22 protein-coding genes and 1 pseudogene are annotated in these 24,811 nt (G+C 39.5%); 22 read left to right on the top strand and 1 reads right to left on the bottom strand.

Annotated features, from left to right (window positions below):
* From atpA to DN393_RS19585, 5 genes are all read left to right on the top strand, one after another.
* Entirely contained in the window at positions 1-1,509 is a 1,509-nt protein-coding gene (gene atpA / locus DN393_RS19610; protein ID WP_000027511.1) for a F0F1 ATP synthase subunit alpha, read from the top strand.
* A 291-nt stretch (positions 1,510-1,800) separates the two neighbouring features.
* Complete coding sequence (gene atpG, locus DN393_RS19605; RefSeq protein ID WP_000157696.1) at positions 1,801-2,661, top strand: F0F1 ATP synthase subunit gamma; 861 nt, start codon at positions 1,801-1,803, stop codon at positions 2,659-2,661.
* Positions 2,662-2,901: 240 nt separating this feature from the next.
* Positions 2,902-4,311: a F0F1 ATP synthase subunit beta gene (gene atpD / locus DN393_RS19595; protein ID WP_002113041.1), complete on the top strand. Its 1,410-nt coding sequence runs from the start codon at positions 2,902-2,904 to the stop codon at positions 4,309-4,311.
* A 20-nt stretch (positions 4,312-4,331) separates the two neighbouring features.
* On the top strand, positions 4,332-4,733 hold the full coding sequence (gene atpC / locus DN393_RS19590; protein ID WP_000847214.1) for a F0F1 ATP synthase subunit epsilon: 402 nt from the start codon (positions 4,332-4,334) through the stop codon (positions 4,731-4,733).
* A gap of 129 nt (positions 4,734-4,862) precedes the next feature.
* The gene (locus DN393_RS19585) at positions 4,863-5,666 is read left to right on the top strand and encodes a DUF975 family protein (protein ID WP_149173784.1); all 804 of its coding nucleotides are present in this window, start codon (positions 4,863-4,865) and stop codon (positions 5,664-5,666) included.
* A gap of 16 nt (positions 5,667-5,682) precedes the next feature.
* Here the strand turns inward: DN393_RS19585 and DN393_RS19580 are convergent, their stop codons facing one another.
* On the bottom strand, positions 5,683-8,412 hold the full coding sequence (locus DN393_RS19580) for a putative bifunctional diguanylate cyclase/phosphodiesterase (protein ID WP_149173783.1): 2,730 nt from the start codon (positions 8,410-8,412) through the stop codon (positions 5,683-5,685).
* Positions 8,413-8,701: 289 nt separating this feature from the next.
* Here DN393_RS19580 and nuoA point away from each other — a divergent pair, with 289 nt between their 5' ends.
* The 17 genes and pseudogenes from nuoA (at position 8,702) to DN393_RS19495 (ending at position 24,765) form a co-directional block, all read left to right on the top strand.
* Positions 8,702-9,070 (top strand): NADH-quinone oxidoreductase subunit NuoA, encoded by a 369-nt coding sequence (gene nuoA / locus DN393_RS19575; protein ID WP_000179273.1) that lies wholly within the window; start codon positions 8,702-8,704, stop codon positions 9,068-9,070.
* Positions 9,061-9,579 (top strand): NADH-quinone oxidoreductase subunit NuoB, encoded by a 519-nt coding sequence (gene nuoB, locus DN393_RS19570; RefSeq protein ID WP_000236331.1) that lies wholly within the window; start codon positions 9,061-9,063, stop codon positions 9,577-9,579. The genes nuoA and nuoB overlap by 10 nt, the downstream gene beginning before the upstream one ends.
* Positions 9,576-10,931, top strand: coding sequence for an NADH-quinone oxidoreductase subunit C (locus DN393_RS19565; protein ID WP_149173782.1), 1,356 nt, complete (start codon positions 9,576-9,578; stop codon positions 10,929-10,931). Before nuoB ends, DN393_RS19565 begins: the two co-directional genes overlap by 4 nt.
* Before the next feature lie 3 nt (positions 10,932-10,934).
* Positions 10,935-12,035, top strand: coding sequence for an NADH-quinone oxidoreductase subunit NuoD (nuoD, locus tag DN393_RS19560; protein WP_098101694.1), 1,101 nt, complete (start codon positions 10,935-10,937; stop codon positions 12,033-12,035).
* Positions 12,035-13,036, top strand: a complete 1,002-nt coding sequence (gene nuoH / locus DN393_RS19555; protein WP_000573430.1) for an NADH-quinone oxidoreductase subunit NuoH — start codon at positions 12,035-12,037, stop codon at positions 13,034-13,036. Before nuoD ends, nuoH begins: the two co-directional genes overlap by 1 nt.
* Positions 13,037-13,061: 25 nt before the next feature.
* Positions 13,062-13,481, top strand: coding sequence for an NADH-quinone oxidoreductase subunit NuoI (gene nuoI, locus DN393_RS19550; RefSeq protein ID WP_000677191.1), 420 nt, complete (start codon positions 13,062-13,064; stop codon positions 13,479-13,481).
* The gene (locus tag DN393_RS19545; RefSeq protein ID WP_064476115.1) at positions 13,478-14,002 is read left to right on the top strand and encodes an NADH-quinone oxidoreductase subunit J; all 525 of its coding nucleotides are present in this window, start codon (positions 13,478-13,480) and stop codon (positions 14,000-14,002) included. The genes nuoI and DN393_RS19545 overlap by 4 nt, the downstream gene beginning before the upstream one ends.
* Positions 13,995-14,309, top strand: a complete 315-nt coding sequence (gene nuoK, locus DN393_RS19540; RefSeq protein WP_000100078.1) for an NADH-quinone oxidoreductase subunit NuoK — start codon at positions 13,995-13,997, stop codon at positions 14,307-14,309. Before DN393_RS19545 ends, nuoK begins: the two co-directional genes overlap by 8 nt.
* Positions 14,310-14,338: 29 nt before the next feature.
* A complete protein-coding gene (gene nuoL, locus DN393_RS19535) occupies positions 14,339-16,201 on the top strand; it encodes an NADH-quinone oxidoreductase subunit L (protein WP_149173781.1) in 1,863 nt (620 codons plus the stop codon).
* Positions 16,198-17,700, top strand: a complete 1,503-nt coding sequence (locus tag DN393_RS19530; protein ID WP_149173780.1) for an NADH-quinone oxidoreductase subunit M — start codon at positions 16,198-16,200, stop codon at positions 17,698-17,700. The genes nuoL and DN393_RS19530 overlap by 4 nt, the downstream gene beginning before the upstream one ends.
* A gap of 7 nt (positions 17,701-17,707) precedes the next feature.
* On the top strand, positions 17,708-19,222 hold the full coding sequence (gene nuoN, locus DN393_RS19525; protein WP_323135203.1) for an NADH-quinone oxidoreductase subunit NuoN: 1,515 nt from the start codon (positions 17,708-17,710) through the stop codon (positions 19,220-19,222).
* Between the two features lie 212 nt (positions 19,223-19,434).
* Positions 19,435-19,671 carry a DUF1146 family protein gene (locus DN393_RS19520; RefSeq protein WP_000940744.1) on the top strand — a complete coding sequence of 79 codons (237 nt, stop codon included), beginning with the start codon at positions 19,435-19,437 and terminating at the stop codon, positions 19,669-19,671.
* Positions 19,672-19,722: 51 nt separating this feature from the next.
* Positions 19,723-20,427: a YwmB family TATA-box binding protein gene (locus DN393_RS19515; RefSeq protein WP_370458093.1), complete on the top strand. Its 705-nt coding sequence runs from the start codon at positions 19,723-19,725 to the stop codon at positions 20,425-20,427.
* Positions 20,428-20,466: 39 nt separating this feature from the next.
* Positions 20,467-21,771 carry a UDP-N-acetylglucosamine 1-carboxyvinyltransferase gene (murA, locus tag DN393_RS19510; protein ID WP_000411269.1) on the top strand — a complete coding sequence of 435 codons (1,305 nt, stop codon included), beginning with the start codon at positions 20,467-20,469 and terminating at the stop codon, positions 21,769-21,771.
* A gap of 265 nt (positions 21,772-22,036) precedes the next feature.
* Complete coding sequence (spoIID, locus tag DN393_RS19505) at positions 22,037-23,056, top strand: stage II sporulation protein D (protein ID WP_064476119.1); 1,020 nt, start codon at positions 22,037-22,039, stop codon at positions 23,054-23,056.
* A gap of 108 nt (positions 23,057-23,164) precedes the next feature.
* Positions 23,165-23,641, top strand: a pseudogene (locus tag DN393_RS19500) (AMP-binding enzyme); the annotation flags it as partial.
* Positions 23,642-23,757: 116 nt separating this feature from the next.
* On the top strand, positions 23,758-24,765 hold the full coding sequence (locus tag DN393_RS19495; protein WP_064476121.1) for a LytTR family transcriptional regulator DNA-binding domain-containing protein: 1,008 nt from the start codon (positions 23,758-23,760) through the stop codon (positions 24,763-24,765).
* Positions 24,766-24,811 lie beyond the last annotated feature (46 nt).

Genomic DNA, 24,811 nt, shown 5'->3' with positions numbered 1-24,811 from the left:
ATGAGCATCAGAGCTGAAGAAATTAGCGCACTGATAAAGCAACAAATCGAGAACTATCAGTCTGAAATCGAAGTTAGTGATGTTGGTACAGTTATCCAAGTTGGTGACGGTATTGCGCGTGCTCATGGTCTTGATAACGTTATGGCTGGTGAACTTGTAGAGTTCTCTAACGGCGTTATGGGACTAGCACAAAACTTAGAGGAAAACAACGTAGGTATCATTATTTTAGGACCTTACACAGAAATTCGTGAAGGTGACGAAGTTCGTCGTACTGGTCGCATCATGCAAGTACCAGTAGGAAAAGAACTAATCGGTCGTGTTGTAAACCCATTAGGTCAACCAGTTGATGGTTTAGGCCCAATCAATACAACAAACACTCGTCCAATTGAAAGTCCAGCACCAGGTGTAATGGATCGTAAATCTGTTCATGAGCCACTTCAAACAGGTATTAAAGCGATCGATGCTCTTGTACCAATTGGCCGTGGTCAACGTGAGTTAATCATTGGTGACCGTCAAACAGGTAAAACAGCAGTTGCGCTTGATACAATCATTAACCAAAAAGATGAAGATATGATTTGTATCTATGTAGCTATCGGACAAAAAGAATCAACTGTACGTAACGTAGTAGAAACACTACGTAAGCACGGTGCATTAGATTACACAATCGTTGTAACTGCATCAGCTTCTCAACCAGCTCCATTATTATACTTAGCTGCTTATGCTGGTGTAACAATGGGTGAAGAGTTCATGTACAATGGTAAACACGTATTAGTAGTATATGATGACTTATCAAAACAAGCAGCGGCTTACCGCGAGCTTTCATTACTATTACGTCGTCCTCCAGGTCGTGAAGCATATCCAGGGGATGTGTTCTACTTACATTCTCGCTTATTAGAGCGTGCAGCAAAATTAAGTGATGCAAGAGGCGGCGGTTCTTTAACTGCACTACCTTTCATCGAAACACAAGCAGGGGACGTATCAGCTTACATCCCAACAAACGTAATTTCTATTACGGATGGACAAATCTTCTTACAATCTGACCTATTCTTCTCTGGCGTACGTCCAGCGATCGATGCGGGTACTTCTGTATCTCGTGTAGGTGGATCTGCTCAGATTAAAGCAATGAGTAAAGTATCAGGTACACTTCGTCTTGACCTTGCATCTTACCGTGAGTTAGAAGCGTTCGCTCAGTTCGGTTCTGACCTTGATAAAGCAACTCAAGCGAAACTAAACCGTGGTGCTCGTACTGTTGAGGTATTAAAACAAGGATTACACAAACCATTACGTGTAGAGAAACAAGTTATCATTCTTTACGCTTTAACACGTGGATTCCTAGATGATATCCCAGTAGTAGATATCACTCGTTTCGAAGAAGAATTCCATGCTTGGTTAGATTCTAATGCGACTGACTTATTAGAAGAAATCCGCACAACTAAGAAACTTGCGGATGACGACAAATTTGCAGCAGCTATTAATGGATTTAAAAAAGTATTCGTAGCTTCTGAATAATAAAAGCGGAAGCGGCTCGTCCTGAATGTGAGGGGGATGGAGCTTCTGACGAAGAGGCGGTCTTTGCCTCGTAGGAAGAAGTGAAGCCACCGAACATTCAAGCCGCTGGAGCTAGATAATAATATATAAAAGGCATCTCAAGTTTTGAGATTGCTGACGGTTATGTAAAGGAAAAGAGTAGGTGCACCTATTCTTTTCCTTCAATCATGAGCAAGAATATCTTGCAACGTAGATTAGGAAGAGAATTCTTACTAATCGTGCCAACTTCCGGAAAAAAGGTGGTGAAAACCTGTGGCATCTTTACGCGATATAAAAGCGAAGATTAACTCGACAAAGAAAACGAGTCAAATTACGAAGGCGATGGAGATGGTATCTGCATCTAAGTTAAACCGTGCAGAGCAAAATGCTAAATCTTTCGTTCCGTATATGGAAAAGATTCAAGAAGTAGTAGCGAGCATTGCGCAAGGAAGTAAAGGAATTAATCATCCGATGCTAAATGCGCGTCCTGTAAAGCGTACAGGGTACATCGTTATTACATCTGATCGCGGACTAGCAGGTGGTTATAACAGTAACGTATTACGTACAGTAAGTAACGTAATTCGTGAACGTCATAATATGGATTCAAACCAATATTCAATTATTGTGCTTGGCCGACTAGGACGTGATTATTTAAAACGTCGCGGCTTTAACATCATTGATGAAGTAGTTGGACTATCTGACCACCCATCATTTACTGATATTAAAGATCTTGCTTCTCGAGCAATTGCGATGTTTGCAGATGGTGCTTATGATGAGCTGTATATTTACTACAACCATTACGTAAGTAAAATTTCACAAGAAGTAACGGAAAATAAAATTTTACCGCTTACTGATGTGGCGTCTGACAAACCGACGACAGCTTATGAATTCGAACCTTCTGAAGAAGAAATTTTAAAAGTACTATTGCCACAATACGCAGAAAGCTTAGTGTACGGTGCATTACTAGACGGTAAAGCAAGTGAACACGCAGCGCGTATGACAGCAATGAAGAGTGCTACAGACAACGCAATGGAAGTTATCGATTCACTTACACTTTCATTCAACCGTGCGCGTCAGGCAGCGATTACGCAAGAAATTACGGAAATCGTTGGTGGAGCAGCAGCGTTAGAGTAGTATTAAAAAGTGGAAGCGGCTCGTCCAGAACAAGAGGGCATTGGAGCTCCTGACGAAGAGGCGTAGTTTGCCTCGCAGGAAGGCACGAAATGACCGAATGTTCTAGTCGCTGGAACTAGATTCTATAAAAGCGTAGGCGGCTCTTTCAAAAGAGTCGCGTAAGCTATAAACCAATAAAAAATGAAAAGCTAACTGCTCGTAGCAAGTTGGCTAATTAAAAGAAAGCTAGGAGGGAACCCGATGAATAAAGGGCGCGTTACGCAAATCATGGGTCCGGTTGTAGACGTTAAGTTTGATGGCGGAAAGCTACCAGAAATCTACAACGCCCTTACGGTAAAACAAAGCAACGAAAACGGAGCAAGCATTAACTTAACATTTGAAGTTGCACTTCATTTAGGTGATGATACAGTTCGTACAGTTGCAATGTCTTCCACAGACGGACTTGTTCGTGGTACAGAAGTAGAAGATACTGGTAAAGCAATCTCTGTACCAGTTGGAGATGCAACACTTGGTCGCGTATTTAACGTATTAGGTGATGCAATTGACTTAGATGGTGAGGTTCCTGCCGATGTACGTCGTGATCCAATTCACCGTCAAGCACCTGCATTCGAAGAATTATCTACTAAAGTAGAAATTCTTGAAACTGGTATTAAAGTAGTAGACTTACTTGCTCCTTACATTAAGGGTGGTAAAATCGGTCTATTCGGTGGTGCCGGTGTAGGTAAAACGGTATTAATTCAGGAATTAATTAACAACATCGCACAAGAACACGGTGGTATCTCTGTATTCGCTGGTGTAGGTGAGCGTACTCGTGAGGGTAATGACTTATACCACGAAATGAGCGATTCTGGCGTAATTAAGAAAACTGCGATGGTATTCGGACAAATGAATGAGCCACCTGGAGCACGTCAACGTGTTGCATTAACCGGTTTAACAATGGCTGAGCATTTCCGTGATGAGCAAGGACAAGACGTACTTCTGTTCATCGATAACATCTTCCGTTTCACGCAAGCAGGTTCTGAAGTATCTGCCCTTCTTGGTCGTATGCCATCTGCGGTAGGTTACCAACCAACACTTGCAACAGAAATGGGTCAATTACAAGAGCGTATTACATCTACAAATAAAGGATCTATCACGTCTATCCAAGCGGTATATGTACCAGCCGATGACTATACGGATCCAGCACCAGCTACAACGTTCGCTCACTTAGATGCAACAACAAACTTAGAGCGTCGTTTAACACAAATGGGTATTTACCCAGCCGTAGATCCATTAGCATCTACATCTCGTGCACTTTCTCCAGAAATCGTAGGAGAAGAGCATTATGAAGTAGCTCGTCAAGTACAGCAAACTTTACAGCGTTATAAAGAGCTTCAAGATATCATCGCTATCTTAGGTATGGATGAGTTATCTGAAGAAGATAAGTTAGTTGTACATCGTGCTCGTCGTATTCAATTCTTCTTATCTCAAAACTTCCACGTAGCTGAGCAGTTTACAGGTCAAAAAGGTTCTTACGTACCTGTAAAAAATACAGTTAGCGGATTTAAAGAAATTCTAGAAGGAAAATATGATGACCTTCCAGAAGATGCATTCCGTCTTGTAGGTAGTATTGAAGAAGTTATTGAAAACGCGAAGAAAATGATGGCGTAAGGCCTTAGGAGGGACGAATTATGAAGACATTTCCAGTCAGTATTGTAACTCCTGATGGACCGGTTTACGAAAAAGAAGTAGAAATGGTAAGCGTAAAAGCAGAGAGTGGGGAAATGGGGATCTTACCAGGTCACATTCCAACTGTTGCACCATTAAAAATTAGTGCAGTTCGTCTGAAAAATGGTGGACACACTGATTATGTAGCAGTAAGCGGTGGCTTTATCGAAGTTCGTCCGGATAAAGTAACTGTATTATCATCATCTGCTGAAGAAGCAAACCATATCGATATCCATCGTGCAAATGAAGCGAAGCGTCGCGCTGAACAACGTATGCAAGATAAACAAGCACATGTTGACTTTAAACGTGCAGAAATGGCATTACAACGTGCCGTGAACCGTTTAAACGTTTCTGATATGAAATAAAAAATCCGTAAAGGCTTTGCCTTTACGGATTTTTTATGGAGTTTATGGATAATTTTACAAAAATGGTATAATTATATTGATGCTTGTATAAGTAGAGAATGTACAACAATTTATAAAGGGGATGAATAAATGATCGGTGAAATGAAACGAGAAGCGTTGCACTCTTTAAAGGGAAAATGGGGACTAGGTGTTGGATCAACGATTTTATATTTTATTTTAAGTTATGTTGTTTCAATGGCTGCAATGCTTATACTTTTAATTCCAGGAGTTATTATATTTTTACTATTTGCTGGTTTCACAGGTTCACTTGAAGAGGAAACAATATCAATTGGAGCAGGTATTACATTTGGTATTTTTTATTGCATCATAATAATTTTGAGTAACGCATCGTATGGGATTACATCATACGGTTATACAAATGTGTTTTTACAGATTAGTAAACGAGAAAGTGCTAAAGTAGATCACTTATTCGAAGGATTTCGGGGCTTTAAAAGAATGATGAAAACAATGTGGGCAATGCTTGCGATTTTGTTATATACAGGTACATGGATCCCGATGTTGCTAGTAGCCTTATTTGTATTTTTTGGTGAAGAAGGAAATACGTCTTTTGCTATTGCTTTCTTTGTACTATTAGCTATTTCAATTGTTGGTATGATTGTGATGTACTTTTCTTATGCGATGACGTACTTTATAATAAATGATCATCCTGAGTATTCCATAAATCAAGCTATTACAGAAAGCCGTCGTATGATGGATGGACATAAGATGGAGTATTTCATTTTATGTTTAAGTTTTATTGGTTGGTTTATATTAAGTTGTATTACACTCGGGATTGGATTCTTATGGCTAATTCCATATTTTTATACGACGTCAGCAGCCTTTTATGAAGAAATTGCAGAGGAGTATTACGAGAAAACAATTCCCACACTATAAAAACACCCAGTATGAGCTATTGGTTCATACTGGGTGTTTTTTGTAGAAATTTTATTAATTGATGACTCGTAAGTGGTTTACTGAAATAGTAGCCTTGCATATATTTACAGTTGTTCTTTTGTAGAAACTTAAGTTGTTTTTCTGTTTCAATTCCTTCAGCAACGACAGAAAGGTTTAAAGTATTTGCAAGGGAAAGGATAGTGGAAACGATAGCTCTTTCCTCAGGTCGATGATCGGCTAGTTGTGTAAATTCTCTCGGTACTTTTAATGTATCGATAGGGAAAATTGATAAGTAAGCGAGAGAAGAATAGCCGGTACCGAAGTCATCAATGGACGTTTGAATACCATATTCCTTTAATTGTTTTAGTCTTGATAATGTTTCTTTTTCATCAATCATTGCAATGCGTTCTGTTAACTCAAGTATTACATGCTTTGGATCGACTTTAATGTCTGTTAGTATTTGTGAAATGTTCTTGATTAAATTCTCTTGCTGGAACTCTTTTGCGGATAAGTTCACACTTATTTTTAAATCTGTGTAGCCGAAAGTATGCCATATTTTTAACTGGCGACAGGATTCTTTTAATACCCAATGACCGAGTGGAACGACTTGTGGCGTCTCTTCTACAATTGGAATGAACTCACATGGCGGAATGTCACCTAGGAGTGGGTGTTTCCAACGTATTAATGCTTCAGCACCAATAATCTTTTTCGTCGTAATATCAACTTGTGGTTGATAGACGAGATAAAACTCTTCGTTTACTAAAGCAAGTGGTAAATCTTTTTCAATTCGAGCTTTTCGTTCCATTTTTTTATACAATTCTTTCGTGTACAGAGAGCTACCGTTTTTTCCTTTGTTCTTTGCTTCGTACATGGCCATATCAGCATGCTGTAAAATAGACAATGGATCTTCACCTGCTTCAGGATATATTGCAATCCCGATGCTCGGTGAGATTTGTAAATGTTGATTTTCGATTTCGAATGGTTCGTTCATGGCTGCTACAATCGTATCAGCCATTTTTTTTACATCGGGTCTTTTTTTATAATTTTCGATAAGGATTGTGAACTCATCTCCAGCTAGCCGGGCAAGCTTCATACTTGGTGTCGATAGTCTTTCGAGTCTTTTTGCTACTGCAATTAATAGAAGGTCTCCTACCCTATGACCGAGGGTATCATTAATAACCTTAAAGCGGTCTAGGTCGAGAAACATAACAGCAAAAGGCCTTTTTGATATTTCGGATCGAGCAATTGCTTGTTCTACATATTGATGAAATGAACGGCGATTTGCAAGCTCTGTTAAAGTATCATGGTATGCCAGAAAATTAATTTGTTCTTGTTGTTGTTTGCTTTCCGTAATATCTTTAATCATTAAATAAACCCCAGAAATATGATTCTTTAAAAAGATAGGAACAGCTGTAACATGCAAGTAGTAAATATCTCTATTTTTATGATATGCCCGTATTTCTAAAGAAATAGATTTCCCCTTTTTTACGCTATGAAAGGCATTAATGATTTCTTCTAAATCTTCTTCATACGTAAGTGAATAGTAAGGTTGATTTAATAATTCATTCGTTTGATAACCGAGCAAAGTAGTACCAGCGTTATTCACTTTGAGAAAATTACCGTACAAATCTAAGGTGAAGATTGGATCTGGATGATGCTCATATAAAGATTTAAACATCTGTTGGTTATGATATAGTTCATTTTTTTGTTCTACTAAATCTTCTGTACGTAGTTCAATTTGTTTTTCGAGTTCCGAGTTGAATTGCATTTGGGCTAGTAATAATATTTTATTTTGTCTTCGAACTAAACTATGGCGTATGAGAACGAAGGAGAAAGTTATTATAAGCCCGATTACTACAATCGGTGCAAAAACATATTCAACTAATATAAAAACAATAAGCATTACTACAGAAATATAAGGTAATGATAATCTGATTGATTCCCCAAGTTTAGGGGTTAATAGTACTTGCTCTTGTTTTTCAGGTTCTTTTGTATGCAGAATACAGGCAATTGCTACTAGTACTAAAGTTACTTGATAGAGAGGAGTAACTGTAAACATAGAATACTCTGGTGTGAAGTATTTGATATAAGCATAAATCGCATCTGTAGTAGCATACAAAATTAAAGCAATGCCAAGAAGCGCACCAACTTTTTTTGATAATAAGGATAATGGCTTGAATAACAGATTGATTCCTATGAGAAGAAAGAGCAAATCGGCCATTGGATAGGTAAGTTGAACAAATATGTCGATATAGGATGTTGAAGAAATGTGAATGGTTCGTTCAATAAGTAAGTAATAACTTAAAGTAAATTGGGCTGTAACAATAATACAAATATCACATATCATAAAAAGCTTTTCTAATAAATCGCGATTATAGATGATTTCATATAGAAAGGCAAATGCAAAGCTAATTAAAAAAAGTAGGTAAAAAAAGTCAGACGGATCAACGAATGTATAGTAATCCTTTAAAATTAAACGTTGATAGGCAACGACTAAATCACCAATGAAATAAGAGAGGGTTCCAACACATAATATGGTCCAAAATAAACGAGGTAACCCTTCTTTCCTATTTGAAAAATAAAGTATATAACTACAAGCGATAATATCAATGAATAAGGTACTCATTCCAATTAATATTTGAAAAGGAAATGAGTATTCATATAGAAAAGGCATTGCCACGTAATGAATCGCTATAGACAACAATATAATGCTTATAAGAATACTTACATGTGTTTGTTTTTTCATTTATCTCACCCACGGTATATACATATAAATTCCTCTTTTTATTTTTTATTGTTTCTTGAAAAACATATATAATTTCTATACTTATTTTGCACAGGTATAGCGAGTTATAAAAATAGATTTTAATAATTCTCGTTTCTGTCCCCAACATATCGACATAGGAATTTGAAGTTTGCTATAATGATTAAAATAGTTGCATTATTTAGAAAAATTTAAAAATAATAATTACTGCAACTAGGACATATTGTTTACTAAGTGAACTTGTTCTTAATTCAGGGGGGAGGGTTTCACAATGGCAAGTGTATATGAAAATAGTTATATGATCGTTTTGATTTTCTTGCTATTAGGTATATTGCTGCCGGTAGTGGCTCTTACATTAGGAAGGATGCTGCGTCCAAACAAACCAAGTGCAGCGAAAGCGACGACGTATGAGAGTGGGATTGAGCCTTTTCATGATGCAAATATTCGGTTTCATGCTCGTTATTATATTTTTGCTTTATTGTTTGTCATCTTTGATGTAGAAACTTTATTTTTATATCCATGGGCTGTTGCATATGACAAGCTCGGTTTATTTGCACTGATTGAAATGCTCATCTTTGTTGTAATGTTGCTAGTTGGATTAGCGTATGCTTGGAAAAAGAAGGTGTTACAATGGTTATAAATTTTGAGGAATTACATCCAAATGAACGAGCGGAATTAGAACGAAATATCTTTTTTTCTACATTGGAGCAGTTGAAAGGATGGGCACGGAGCAATTCTTTATGGCCGATGACATTCGGACTAGCATGCTGTGCAATTGAAATGATGGGAGTAGGTTCATCACATTACGATTTAGATCGATTTGGGTCATTTTTTCGGACTTCACCAAGGCAATCGGACGTTATGATTGTGTCGGGAACGGTAACGAAGAAGATGGCTCCTATTGTTCGGCGCTTATACGATCAAATGCCTGAACCAAAGTGGGTGATTGCAATGGGATCTTGTGCGACAGCAGGTGGCCCATATGTAAATTCATATGCTGTTGTGAAAGGTGTGGATCAAATTGTACCAGTTGACGTGTATATTCCTGGCTGCCCACCAAATCCCGCCGCTTTAATTTATGGAATTAATAAATTGAAAGAAAAAATTCGTTACGAGGCAAAGACAGGAAAGCAGGTGACGAATAAATGAGTGATCCAAATAAAGACCTAGAGGATTTGAAAAGAGAAGCGGCTAGGCGTGCGAAAGAAGAGGCGAGAAAGCGTCTCGTTGTGAAACATGATGCGGAAATAAGGAAACTTGAGGAAGAAGATCAAGAAAAAGAGAAAGCGCTACCAAAAAATGATGGTATGACTGTGGAAGAAGCAAAACGACGTGCAGCAGCCGCGGCAAAAGCAAAAGCGGCAGCGTTAGCGAAGCAAAAAAGAGAAGGAACAGAAGAGGTAACGGAAGAGGAAAAGGCCAAAGCGAAGGCGAAGGCAGCAGCCGCGGCAAAAGCAAAAGCGGCAGCGTTAGCGAAGCAAAAAAGAGAAGGAACAGAAGAGGTAACGGAAGAGGAAAAGGCCAAAGCGAAGGCGAAGGCAGCAGCCGGGGCAAAAGCAAAAGCGGCAGCGTTAGCGAAGCAAAAAAGAGAAGGAATAGAAGAAATACCGGAAGAAGAAAAGGCCAAAGCGAAAGCGAAGGCAGCAGCCGCGGCAAAAGCAAAAGCGGCAGCGTTAGCCAAGCAAAAAAGAGAAGGAATAGAAGAAATACCGGAAGAAGAAAAGGCGAAAGCGAAGGCAGCAGCTGCGGCAAAAGCAAAAGCAGCGGCATTAGCGAAGCAGAAAAGAGAAGGAACCGAAGAAGTAACGGAAGAGGACAAGGCTAAGGCGAAAGCAAAGGCCGTGGCAGCAGCAAAGGCAAAGGCAGCGGCTCTAGCGAAGCAGAAGGCCTCGCAAGGTGATGGGGAATCGGGAGATGAAAAGGCGAAGGCAATTGCAGCAGCGAAAGCGGCTGCGGCAGCAAGGGCGAAGACAAAGGGCGCTGAAGGTAAAGCGGAAGAGGAGCCGAAGCAGGAAGAGCCATCCGTGAATCAGCCGTATTTAAATCAGTATGTTGAAGTTATTAAGGGAAACATAGGAGAGGATACATTAGTAGATTCCTATATTAATAAACTTTCAAAAGATGTGCCAACTCTTGTGGCGGAGCCCTCAAAATATTATGAAGTAATGGAGTTACTGCGATTCCATGAGGGACTTGCTTTTGATTATATGTCAGAGCTACATGCGACGGATTTTGTGACACATATGGAAGTATATGTTCATTTATTTTCATATGGAAAGAAACAGTCAGTAGCGGTGAAGGTGAAGTTGGATAGGGAAGAGCCGCAAGTAGAATCGGTGACAGCGCTTTGGAAAGGGGCGGACTGGCCAGAGCGAGAAGCATATGATTTGCTCGGCATTGTATTTAAGGGACATCCGAATTTATCACGTATTTTAATGCCGGATGATTGGATAGGGTATCCGCTTAGGAAAGATTATGAACCGTATGATGTGGAGGTGTAGCTTATGATCCGTACGGAAGAAATGCTTTTGAATGTAGGGCCTCAGCATCCGAGTACGCATGGTGTGTTCAGGCTTGTTATTAAGATTGACGGGGAAATTATTAAAGAAGCTACACCAGTTATTGGATATTTGCATCGCGGGACCGAAAAGATTGCCGAGAGCTTACAGTATACACAAATTATCCCTTATACAGATCGAATGGACTATTTATCGGCCATGACGAATAATTACGTCATTTGCCATGCTGTAGAGACGATGATGGGGCTTGAAATCCCGGAGCGGGCCGAATACTTACGAGTGCTTGCAATGGAGCTTGGAAGGATTGCAAGCCACCTCGTTTGGTGGGGGACAAATCTTCTTGATATAGGAGCGGTCAGCCCGTTTTTGTACGCGTTTCGTGAACGAGAGATGATTATAAATTTATTAAACGAATTATGCGGTGCCCGGCTTACTTTTAACTATATGAGAGTCGGGGGTGTAAAGTGGGATGCGCCGGACGGTTGGATTGAAAAAGTGGAAGAGTTTGTTCCGTATATGAGAGAGCAATTAGCAGGTTATCATGATCTCGTTAGCGGTAATGAGATTTTCTTAAATCGTGTAAAAGGCGTTGGTATATATAACGCGGAAGAAGCGATTTCGTATTCTTTAAGCGGAGCGAATTTGCGGTGTACCGGAGTAAACTGGGATCTTCGCAAGGATGAACCGTACTCCATTTATGATCGTTTTGATTTCGATATTCCTGTTGGGAGTGTGGGAGATGCTTGGGATCGTTACGTTTGCCGCATGCAAGAGATTGAGGAGTCATTAAAAATTGTTGAGCAAGCTGTCCAGCAGTTTCCAAAAGACGGAGCTGTGCTAGCAAAAGTACCGAAAATCATTAAGGCGCCTAAAGGGGAAGCGTTCGTCCGTATAGAATCGCCGCGAGGAGAGATTGGTTGCTATATTGCTAGTGATGGAAAGAAAGAGCCGTACCGCTTGAAGTTTCGCAGGCCGTCTTTTTACAATTTGCAAATTTTACCGAAGTTATTGAAAGGTGAAAACATCGCCAATTTAATTACGATTTTAGGTGGAGTTGATATTGTACTTGGGGAGGTTGATGGCTAATGATTGAAACGCTCTTACAATCACCTTCAAGCTGGACGAATTTCTTCATTTTTTTCGGATTAGCGGTGCTTCTATTATTTGCAGTCCTTGGCTTCGTTACATATGGTATTTTGGCAGAACGGAAAGTGATGGGTTTTATGCAAGGGCGGATTGGCCCAAACCAAGTTGGGGGCCGGTTCGGCTTACTACAAACGGTAGCTGATGTTTTAAAACTATTACTGAAAGAAGATAGTATTCCGAAAGCGGCAGATAAACCGTTGTTTATATTAGCGCCTGTTATTGCATTCGCACCGGCATTTATGGTGCTTGCAGTCATCCCGTTTACTGATAAATTTCAGTTCGCGGATATTGGCGTAGGCTTACTGTATTACATTGCTGTTTCTGGCATTACGACGATTGGTGTCGTAACTGGAGGATGGGCATCAAATAATAAATATTCCCTTTTAGGAGGGATGCGTGCGGCGGCGCAAATGATTTCTTATGAAATTCCGCTCGTAATGAGTGTAATTGGCATCGTTTTGTTAGCTGGTAGCCTGAATTTAAATGAAATTGTAGCGGCGCAGGAGAATGTTTGGTACATTTTCGTGCAGCCAATCGGTTTCGTCGTTTTCTTAATCGCGGCGGTAGCAGAGTTAAATAGGACGCCGTTTGATTTACCAGAAGCAGAATCGGAACTTGTTTCTGGATATCATACGGAATACTCAGGGTTTCGATGGGCGTTTTTCATGCTTTCAGAGTACGTATATTTCTTCGGAATGGCATCTTTAATTACAGTGCTCTTTTTAGGCGGATGGAATCCAGTTATGTTCCTTGGATTTATCCCAGGAGCTGTATGGTTTGCTTTGAAATTTAGCAGTGTAGTCTTTCTATTAATTTGGTTCCGCGTTACGTTCCCGCGTATAAGAGGTGACCAGTTAATGGAGTTTGGCTGGAAAGTATTATTGCCAATTGCACTTGCAAATATTTTCTTAACGGCATTGATTAAGGAGTTGTTCTTCTAATCTATGAGGGGGGTGCCAGTAAGAGATGAAAGGACTATTTAAAGGATTAAAATATACATTAAGCAATTTGAGTAAGAAGAAGGTGACTTATGATTATCCGAATCAACCGTTGCCGCTGCCGGACCGCTTTCGAGGTATTCAAAAGTTTTATCCGGAAAAGTGTATTGTTTGTAATCAGTGCTCCAATATTTGTCCGACAGACTGTATTCAGTTAACGGGAAAAAAACATCCGGATCCTACGAAAAAAGGAAAAATTATCGACACGTACGACATTAATTTTGAAATTTGTATTCTGTGTGATTTATGTACAGAAGTTTGTCCGACAGAGGCGATTGTTATGACAAATAACTTTGAACTCGCGGAATATTCACGTGATGATTTATTTAAAAATTTGCAGTGGCTTGACGAAAACGACGAAAACGTCAGGAAGGAGAATAAAGCATGAATGGCGAGTTTGTAGCATTCTTCATACTATCCTTGTCTGCAATTATCGGCGGTATTCTTATGTTGAACTTAACGAAAGTCATGCATATGATGCTAGCTCTCGTTCTGACATTTCTTAGTATCGCAGGTTTGTACTTTCTTTTATCGGCCGAATTTATCGGAGTTGCACAAATTTTACTTTACTCCGGTGCGATCACAATTATTATGATTTTTGGCATTATGTTAACACAACATAACGCAGAAAATGAATCGCGTCTTACTCTTCGAAAATGGATTATCTTCTTTGCGGTTGTAGCATTTGGGGCAGTTATGTATTTCGCTGTTAACAATATTGATTTTGCAAATGAAAGCACACAAGGAAGTTTACCTCTCCATGAAAAAAACACACTTCAAATCGGTACACTTCTCTATTCGAAATATATTATTCCATTTGAGTTAACCTCAGTTATTTTACTTGTAGCACTTGTTGGCGCGATTATACTTGCGAAGAAGGATGAGAAAGAGGAGGATTCCAATGAGTAGCGTTCCAGCTTCTGCATATTTAACGCTTGCGATTATTTTGTTTTGCATCGGTTTGTTTGGAGCTTTAACGAAGCGAAATACAGTGATTGTATTAGTTTGTATTGAATTAATGCTTAACGCGGCCAATTTGAATTTAGTAGCGTTTAGTAAATTAGGTTTGTTCCCAAATTTAACAGGGCAAATTTTCTCTCTATTTACGATGGCTGTAGCAGCAGCGGAGGCGGCGGTAGGACTCGCCATTTTAATTGCTTTGTATCGTAATCGTACGACGGTTCATGTAGATGAAATGGATACGCTCAAAGGATAACATTGTGACCGAAAAGGGGGAAGGAAACAATGATCGATTATGCATGGCTCATACCGCTTTTCCCGCTTGTTTCGTTTTTTTTATTACTTATATTCGGGAAGAAAATTAGAGAAGGAAGCAGTGTACTTAGTATTTTCCTCGTCTTTCTCTCCTTTATATTTGCGGTACTTGTATTAATAGAAAGATTTTCAGAAGCAAGCGTGAAGCATAAGTGGGTATGGCTTAGAACGGGAGATATTGATATATCATTTGGCTTTGAAGTGACTGCATTAGGGGCTTTAATGCTGTTTATCGTTACACTTGTGAGTTTACTTGTACATGTGTATTCGAAAGGTTATATGAAAGGTGAGGAAAGATTACCAACCTTTTATGCCTATTTAGGGCTCTTTACATTTGCGATGCTCGGGCTCGTTATATCCCCGAATTTATTACAGCTTTATATATTTTGGGAGTTAGTCGGCCTTGGTTCATTTTTACTCATCGGTTTTTATTTCTTTAAAGAAGAAGCGAAGGCTGCTGCGAAAAAGGCTTTTATTATGACTCGTATTGGAGATGTCGGTTTATTTATTGGGATGATCTTAATTTTCTGGCATGCAGGTAGTTTTGAATATGACGCAATATTTAGGGCGATTCATACGGGGGATCTTACCCCTACGATGATTACAATAACAGCGATATTAATTTTTATCGGTGCGATGGGGAAGTCAGGTCAGTTCCCGCTTCATACGTGGTTACCAGATGCGATGGAAGGGCCGACGCCTGTTTCGGCACTTATTCATGCGGCGACGATGGTCGCAGCTGGCGTATATTTAGTGGCGACGATGTTCCCGCTATTTTCAGCAAGTGCGGTGGCGATGCAGACGGTGGCAATCGTTGGAGCCTTCACTGCAATCTTTGCGGCTTCCATAGGTCTTGTACAAACGGATATAAAGAGAGTGCTTGCTTATTCTACAGTGAGCCAGCTTGGGTATATGATGCTTGCGTTAGGATCTGCCGGTTATGTAGCTGGTGTTTTCCATTTAACGACACACGCCTTTTTTAAAGCGCTACTATTTTTGGCGGCAGGAAGTGTCATTCATGCAGTGCATACGCAAGACATTAATAAAATGGGTGGTTTACAGAAGAAGATGAAAGTAACGGGTGCACTATTTTTAATCGGTACACTTGCAATTAGTGGGGTTCCGCTCCTTTCAGGTTTCTTTAGTAAAGATGAAATTTTAGCGGTGACTTGGATGAATGGCAATTACGTTTTATTCATATTAGCAGTAATTGCAGCGTTCTTAACAGCATTCTACATGTTCCGGCTATACTTCCTTGTCTTTACTGGGGAAGCCAAGACGAAGGGAGATGTGCAGGAATCGCCCCGCATTATGACGTATCCGATGATCGTCCTTGGCGTTCTCGCGGTAGTGGCGGGTTATATGAATACACCATGGTTTGGGACATTCCTCGGGGATTGGCTTACGAAAGATGTAGCATTTAAAACGCGAGAGGCACACGGACCAGTTTGGATTATGATCGTAGCGACTATCGTTTCATTTGCTGGGATTGCTCTTGCATATTTCATATATGGCAAGAAATCTATTTCTAGAGATTGGGCTGGTGGTGATGGAACACCTCTTTATAACCTTTTGAAAGAAAAATATTATGTGGATGAACTATACAATATGACGGTGCTCCCTATTACGAAGGGAGTCGCCCATGTGCTTCGCTTATTTGAGGTGTATGTAGTCGAAGGAATTGCCATTTTAATAGGGAGTCTAATTAAAGGGATAAGCGGACTCGGTTCTAGACTCCAAAACGGAAATGTACAAGTGTACGGCACTGTAACAGTTGTTTCGCTTGCAGTACTCGTCATTATTTTGCTCTATACGGGAGGGGATTTACGATGAATGATTTGTTATTAACGTTCTTCATTTTTTCCCCGCTTTTAGGAATTCTCTTACTTGTATTAACACCGAAAAAAGAATCGCGTACAGTGCGAGCGCTTGGTTTATTTGGAACGGCGCTTCCATTTGGAATCGCTATCGTTCTCGCTTGTACATATGCTTCTGGAAAGAGTTTATCGCTATTTGATGAAAAAGTGAAATGGATTAAATTTGGGGATCTTGCAGCGGTGGATAAAAGATGGTTTTCCATTTATTACGAGCTCGGCATTGATGGTTTATCGCTCGTTATGATGGTGCTGACAGCCCTTCTAGCGATGCTTGCAGCAATTGCGGCATTTACTATTAAAAGAAACTTGAAAGCCTTTTATATGCTGCTACTCATGTTAGAAATAGGGATGCTCGGCGTCTTCGCTGCTCAAAATTTAATGTTGTTCTTTATCTTCTTTGAAATTACGTTGCCACCAATGTTTTTATTAATTGGGAAGTGGGGGAAATTGTCGAGTGAAAAAGCTGCTTATAGTTATTTAATATATAACGGTATTGGCTCCGCTATTTTGCTCATCGTTTTCTCGGTTTTATTTGCGAAAACAGGTACAACAAATATTACAGAGCTTAAAGAAATATTAACGAGTGTAGGTGCTGGGGGAGGAATGGCTGTCTCAAGTAGTTTACAGTTCGGCTTGTTTCTTGCCATAATGATTGCTTTTGCGATTAAACTACCCGTTTTCCCGTTACATCGCTGGATGGTCAATGTGCATATTGAAGCGCATCCGGCTGTAGTTATGCTTCATGCGGGCGTTTTACTGAAGATTGGGGCATACGGTATGATTCGTTTCGGAAAGGGGCTATTCCCGGAATACTTTCGCGAGTTTGCAACGCTCATTGCGATTTTAGGAGTCATTAATTTATTGTACGGAGCCTTCTTAGCGCTCATCCAAACGGACTTCCGGAAGGTACTTGCTTACTCTAGTATTTCGCATATGGGCATTGTATTAATGGGCCTTGCGGCGTTAAATGCACCAGGTACACAAGGGGCACTATTCCAAGTTGTCTCTCACGGTTTAATTGCAGCCTTACTCTTCTTCTTACTGGGCGTTATAGAACAGCGCTTTGGAACGTCGGATATTACAGCGCTTGGCGGACTCGCAAAAAGTGTCCCGGTACTTAGCGGCTTCTTCTTAGCAGGAGGAATGGCATCGCTTGGATTACCAGGAATGTCTGGATTTGTTAGCGAGTTTCTTGCCTTTCTCGGTTTATTCCAAGGGGAGCCAATCATTGCTACAGTCGGTGTACTTGGCATCATTTTAACCGCTGTATACGTATTGAGAGCGACACTTCAAGTAACATTTGGTAAGAAAGAGTGGGAGGCGAAAGCTGATATACACGGATGGGAGTATGTCCCTATATTGCTACTTATCTTCTGCATTATTGCAATTGGAGTAATGCCAGAAATACTAGGGGATCCGCTTCAAAATACATTGAAAACATTGGGGGTGAAGTAGGATGGATATGAATACGTTACTTAGCTTATCATGGCATCTCATGGTGCCAGAATTCATTATTCTCGGAGCTGCCATCCTTCTTTCCATATGTGATTTGTTTTTTAAGTTGAACCATAGATATGTAGCGCTTAGTGCAATCGCAGCCGTCATATTAGCAATTGTCTCATTAATTACGCTATATGGTGAACCGACAGGAGATATTTTAAACGGATCGTTTGTGTTAGATGGGTTTTCAAAAGGGTTCAAAACGTTGTTGTTAGGCGGAGCGGCCCTCATCTTATGCACCGCAATGAGCGATGATAAGAAGAATCCAATTGAAGATAAGGGAGAATATTATTACTTATTTTTAATGGCACTTCTTGGGGCTATGTTTATGGCTTCTAGTGTCGACTTCATTACACTTTTCATCGGTTTAGAATTGCTTTCACTTTCTTCATATATTTTAGTAGGAATACGAAAAAAGAACCGTGCATCAAACGAGGCGGCCATGAAATATGTCATTAATGGAGGAATTGGAACGGCAATTACGCTCTTTGGAATGAGTTATTTATACGGTATTACAGGATCAACTAATATCGTGGATATGCAAAAAGTATTCACAGGGGAGCTTGCTGGTGGTATTCAGTTATTGTTAGCTCTCGCATTTCTACTCCTGCTCGTTGGACTCTCATTTAAAATTGCGACAGTACCGTTTCATATGTGGGCACCAGATGTGTATGAGGGAGCGGCTACGCCTGTTACTGCTTTTCTCGGGACGATTTCTAAAATTGCAGGGTTCTTACTAATTACTCGTCTGTTTCTCATGGTTTTTGCAAGTGTATCGGTGCAAGGAGACATGCAATCTTTATACGGACGTATGAGCATATACATTGTAGTACTAGCGAGTATTACGATGATTATTGGAAACGTAGTAGCGTTAAAGCAATATAACGTAAAACGTCTATTTGCCTATTCGGGAATCGCACATGCGGGGTATTTACTCGTTCCGCTTGTAGCATTATCACCATTTACGATGGATAGCATGTGGTTTTACATGCTTGCGTATATGCTTATGAATATAGGCGCGTTTGCAATTATCCACGGCTTAATCTTACAAAGCGACAAAGAAAACATTACCATTTTCACCGGATTATATAAGCGGTCGCCATTTACAGCGATAGTGATGACGATTTTTATATTATCGTTGGCCGGGATACCAGGAACAGCTGGTTTCATCGGGAAAATTAACATCTTTTTAGGTGCACTGCATGTAGAGCCAGCTCATTACGTACTAGCTTCTATTATGATGGGGACGACAGTCATCTCATTCGTATATTATTTCCGTATTTTACAGCAAATGTTTTTCCGGACGGGAGAAGTGGAAGAGAAAATTCGTTTGCCATTGAATATAAAGGTTGTTATGAGCCTTTGTGCAATTGCGATTGTAATACTAGGGATTATGCCGATGATTGGATACAATTTCTTTTATGAATATTTTCCATTAATGAAGGATTTCTTCTTCTTAGGGAACGTGGTACAATAGTGAAAATAAAAGGTGTGGAGTTGTTACTCTGCGCTTTTTATTTTGTGTGAATTACAATTGAAAATGCATGTAGGTATATGTTTTTTGAGAGCAAATTATGATGTGAAATGTAAGATGCTTATTTGTATTTGAAAAAGTGTGGCTCCTACTTATTATGGTATCGTTTTTATAGTATTTCGTAAGTAGTAGCTGGGTAAAAAGGGGTCGATTTTTTGGCACATCTTTTAGGGCAACAAGCACTGATTGCCATTGTTTCGCATTTATTGTTTATTACCATTACATGGTGGGCCTTACAAGGTGTTCACATTGAGCGTTTAATGAAGTCTGGAAAGGTGATGCAGACGCGAGTGTTACTCATCCTAATTACAATTGCAATTGGGACATCTGTAAGTAACTTTTTCCTTGATTATTTAGGCTATTCAAAGAGTTTAACGTATTTAGTAAAGTAAGTGTATAGAACCTCATATCTCCGTTAACAATGGGGATAGGAGGGGATGAAATTGAAGCTTAAAGCCATTCTTATTGTTGTGATAAGTGTTGTTTTATTTTTGGTTGGATATAGAGAGATGAAACCGATCAGCGATGAACAGAAAATGGAGAGCATGATTGCAACTTTAGAGAAAAATGATGCTAAAGTAGAGAAGTGGTCATGGTTAGCGCGAGAAACAAAAACAATTTCTAATATACATACGTTTCAAAAGTTGTTAAACGATGTGAAGGACAAGGCGAATGTTCAAAAGTGGGAATTAGAGCAATCTCCAGATGGATATAAAGCTACATCCTATAAAAAATTTTCTTCTTATGAAGAACGAGTAGTAGTAACATGGAGTAAGGAAAATACTAAAGAAAACACTTTCATTATTTTTGAAGTAAGCGGGGCGAAATGGGACCCGAAGTACATTCAGAAAACAAATAAAATTTTTAGTGAAAAACCTATAATTTACACTTGTGTTCAAGGTGTACTGAATGATAAGATTGAAGGTGTTTTGCAAAATAAAACCAATCAGGTTTTGAAAGATCTTTCAGCAAGAGCGATCGAACAGATAGAAGAAAGAGCATTTGTGTCAGTCTCCGCATACAATAAAAAGTGGGATGACGCTCTTTCAACAAATAGAGAGAAAATAAATGTGCAAATAGCAATACGTTCTACAGACAACAAAGATACAATTGTGGTTGGCACACCGATCATAACTTCTGAGTATTGAGTGAATAGATACTGAAAAAAGGACACGGAGGGGAATAATTTGGAAAAGATCATCGTCCGTGGCGGAAAGCGGTTAAACGGCACAGTGCGTGTTGAGGGCGCAAAAAATGCTGTATTACCTATAATCGCTGCAGCCCTATTAGCGAGTGATGGAAAGAATGTACTATCTGAAGTACCAGTTTTGTCTGATGTATACACAATTAATGAGGTATTACGTCATTTAAATGCTGAAGTCGTATTTGAAAATAACCAAGTAACAATCGATGCTTCTAAAGAACTAAACATTGAAGCACCATTTGAATATGTACGTAAAATGCGTGCATCTGTTCAAGTAATGGGACCATTACTTGCACGTAACGGTCGTGCTCGTATTGCACTTCCTGGTGGATGTGCAATTGGTTCACGTCCAATTGACCAACATTTAAAAGGCTTCGAAGCAATGGGAGCAAAAGTACAGGTTGGTAATGGTTTTGTTGAGGCATACGTTGAGGGAGAACTAAAAGGAGCTAAAATTTATTTAGACTTCCCAAGCGTGGGCGCGACAGAAAACATTATGTCTGCAGCTACATTAGCAAAAGGGACAACAATCCTTGAAAACGCAGCGAAAGAACCAGAAATCGTTGACTTAGCTAACTTCTTAAATGCAATGGGAGCGAAAGTACGCGGAGCTGGAACTGGAACGATTCGTATCGAAGGCGTTGATAAATTATATGGTGGAAACCACTCTATTATTCCTGACCGTATTGAAGCGGGAACATTCATGGTTGCAGCGGCAATTACTGGTGGAGACATCTTAATTGAAAATGCTGTACCTGAACATTTACGCTCAATTACAGCGAAAATGGAAGAAATGGGTGTTAAAGTTATTGAGGAAAATGAAGGTGTACGTGTTATCGGCCCAGATAAGTTAAAAGCGGTTGATATTAAAACTATGCCTCACCCAGGTTTCCCAACAGACATGCAATCACAAATGATGGCATTATTACTACAAGCTGATGGAACAAGTATGATTACAGAAACGGTATTCGAAAACCGCTTTATGCACGTTGAAGAATTCCGTCGTATGAATGCTGATATTAAAATTGAAGGTCGTTCTGTTATTATGAACGGTCCAAACAGCTTACAAGGTGCTGAAGTAGGCGCAACTGACTTACGTGCTGCTGCTGCATTAATCTTAGCTGGTTTAGTATCTGAAGGTTACACTCGTGTAACTGAGTTAAAGCATCTTGACCGTGGTTATGTAGATTTCCATAAGAAATTAGCTGCATTAGGTGCAACTATTGAACGTGTAAACGAAAAAGTAGAAGAAGTGAAAGAACAAGAAGTTTCTGATCTTCACGCTTAATTGAAATAGTCTCTACGTCTTTTGACGTAGGGGCTATTTTTTTGGGTTATTACTGTTATAGTCAATAAATTCTATACTTATGCACGTACCAGTAAAAATATTTAGAAAATTTTTGTTTTATCCTGCGTTAACTGCCCGTAAACATTCGATTGGTGCGGCTAATTAAAGTTCCACTTTATATGGTTCCCCTTCAGTATGTTCTAAAAGAAAGAGTTGTTCCATAAGAATGAATGGAGTAAAGCTTTTGGATATTGGGGGAAATAAGATGAAATTTTCAAAGCCACTTTTTATCACAGTAGCGCTTCTAATAGCGCTCGTTATCATTGTACCTGCTGCTCTTGTTATTCCGTTTGCGAAAGCAAAAGTAGGGGAAGAAGCAGCTTCTAAAACTCCTCCAGCGATAGATAGTATACCAGCTCCAGGGAAAGTGGATACAGCGATTCAAGTTGCTGTATATCGTGATCAGCAAAAGAAGGTAGAAACATTACCTATGGAGGAGTATGTGACCGGTGTAGTAGCTTCTGAGATGAATGCCAGTTTTGAAATAGAGGCGCTAAAGGCGCAGGCATTAGCAGCGAGAACATTTGTGGTGCAGCGTATGCTAAGCGGAGGAAAGAAAAACAATGCGGACGTGACCGATACGGTGAAAGATCAAGTGTACAAAAGCAAAGAAGAATTGAAGAAACAATGGGGTAATAACTATGAAAATAATTTGAAGAAAATCGAAGAAGCCGTTTCGAAAACCGCAGGACAAGTTTTAGCGTATGATGGAAAACCAATCTCAGCATCCTTCTTCTCAACGAGTAATGGCCGGACAGAAAATGCGGCTGATTATTGGGGAAATGATTATCCGTACTTAAAGAGCGTAGATAGTCCGTGGGATCAAGCCTCTCCAAAATTTACGAGCGAGCAAACTTTTACAGTAGCTGACTTTCAAAAACGTCTTGGTGTGAAGGTGTTGGCAGACGGGAAGGTTGGAAATATTAAAGATCTTACGGAAGGAAAGCGAGTAAAAGATGTAGAATTTCAAGGGAAAACATTAACAGGAAAGCAAGTTCGTGAAAAGCTAGATTTACGCTCTTCTGACTTCACGTGGAAACAAGAGAGGGATAAAATCGTCGTTACAACGAAGGGATTCGGTCACGGCGTTGGCATGAGCCAATACGGAGCAAATGGCATGGCAGCGGAAGGTAAGAAATATACAGATATCGTTGCTCATTATTATAAGGGTGTCGAAATAAAGTCGATGAATGATTATGAAGGAAAGTTAATGGTGAAGAAGTAGGGGGAAAAGAGACCGTTCCAAGAGATATATTGGGACGGTTTTCTTTTGTTAGTGGATAGGTTCCTTGTCGAATCGTTGATATATTAAAAAAATCGTCAATGTTCAGCGATGACAGAACTCTGTTTAAGGGGCCCATGGATCGCTGGAAGCTATTATAAGGATGAACGTACAGAAGAATCAATGAAAGACGGTTGGCTCTATACAGGAGACATTGTCACGGTTGATTCGGAAGGATGTATTAAGATTGCTGATCGTACGAAAGACTGAATTAAAAGTGGAGGCGAATGGATTTCTTCCGTAGATTTGGAAAATGCCTTAATGTCGCACGATAAAGTGTTAAAAGCACCTGTTGTGGCGGTGCCGCATGAAAAATGGCAAGAACGTCCCGTTGCTTGCGTCGTATTAAAAAAGGGACAAGCAGTAGAAAGAGAAGAACTGTACGCTTTACTAGAAGTAGAATTTCCGAAATGGTGGATGCCAGATGATATTTTATTTGTAAATCAAATTCCGAAAACATCTGTAGGGAAGTTTTTAAAGAGAGCACTACGTGATCAGCTCGAGACTTATATGGTAGAACAAAACTAGAGAAGAAGGCTATCCTTTCATTTGGATAGTCTTCTTTTTATGGTGCTTCATAAAATATCAAAAATTTCCATTAATTGTTTGGTATAATGTGATAAAAAGCATTTGGGGGAGACAGAATGGCGTTATTGGAGTTGAGACAATTAGGGAAGACGAACCAGTTACCAGCAGTTGAACTGAAGGTTGAGCAAGGACAATGTGTTGTTTTGCAATGTAATAACCATACAGCTAAAGTGTTGCACCGCATTATTATTGGTGAGGAAGAAGCTTCAACTGGCAACGTGCTATTTGAGGGAGAAGCGATTGGAAAGAAAAATTATTCTCGCATCGGCTTTTGTTTTTTGAAAGATGAAGCATACGACCGTTTGAAGGTAAAGGAATACTTCAAGTTTTTAATAGGACTTTATGAATCAAATATGAGCACGGAAGAAGTAGTACAATATGTCGGGCTCTTAGATAAATTAAACGTTAAAATAGAAAAACTATCATTTTCAGAGAAACGTCGCCTTCATATTGGGCGAGTTATGGTTCATAATCCAGATTTAGTTATTTTGGAAGAGCCAGAACAAAATGTAGATACAGAGAGTACGATTATTATTCGAAAAGCAATTATGAAAATGAAAGAGCAAGGAAAGGCCATTTTTATTACGTCATCGTTTCTATCGGACGCTCTTTCGTTAACAGAAGATGTATACATATTAAACAATGCTGGTGTGAAAAAAGTAGAAATCGAAAAAGAGGAAGTAGAAGAAGTTGATGAAGAAAAAGTCGTTCAAATGATTCCGCAAATGAAGTTAGAAAGAATACCAGCGAAAGTGAACGATAAAATCATTTTATTAGACCCGATGGAAATCCATTTCATTGAAACGCAAAACGGAGTGACACATATTCATGTGCGCGAAGGTGATTTCGTATGTGCATTAACATTAAGTGAACTAGAAGCGAGATTAACAGGATTCGGGTTCTTTAGATGTCATCGCTCGTACCTTGTGAATTTACAAAGAGTACGAGAAGTGATTACGTGGACTCGTAATAGTTTTAGTTTAATTTTGGATGACGAAAGAAAAAGTTCAATTCCGCTTTCAAAAGGACGAATGGATGAATTAAAAGGTGTGATTGGGCTATAAAAATTGCTCCAATAAGCTTAAAATACGATTCATTCACTGGTAAAAA

It is taken from the genome of Bacillus sp. BPN334 (genome assembly GCF_008368885.1).
Lineage (GTDB): Bacteria > Bacillota > Bacilli > Bacillales > Bacillaceae_G > Bacillus_A > Bacillus_A wiedmannii.
This window is presented reverse-complemented; position numbering and strand designations above follow the sequence as displayed.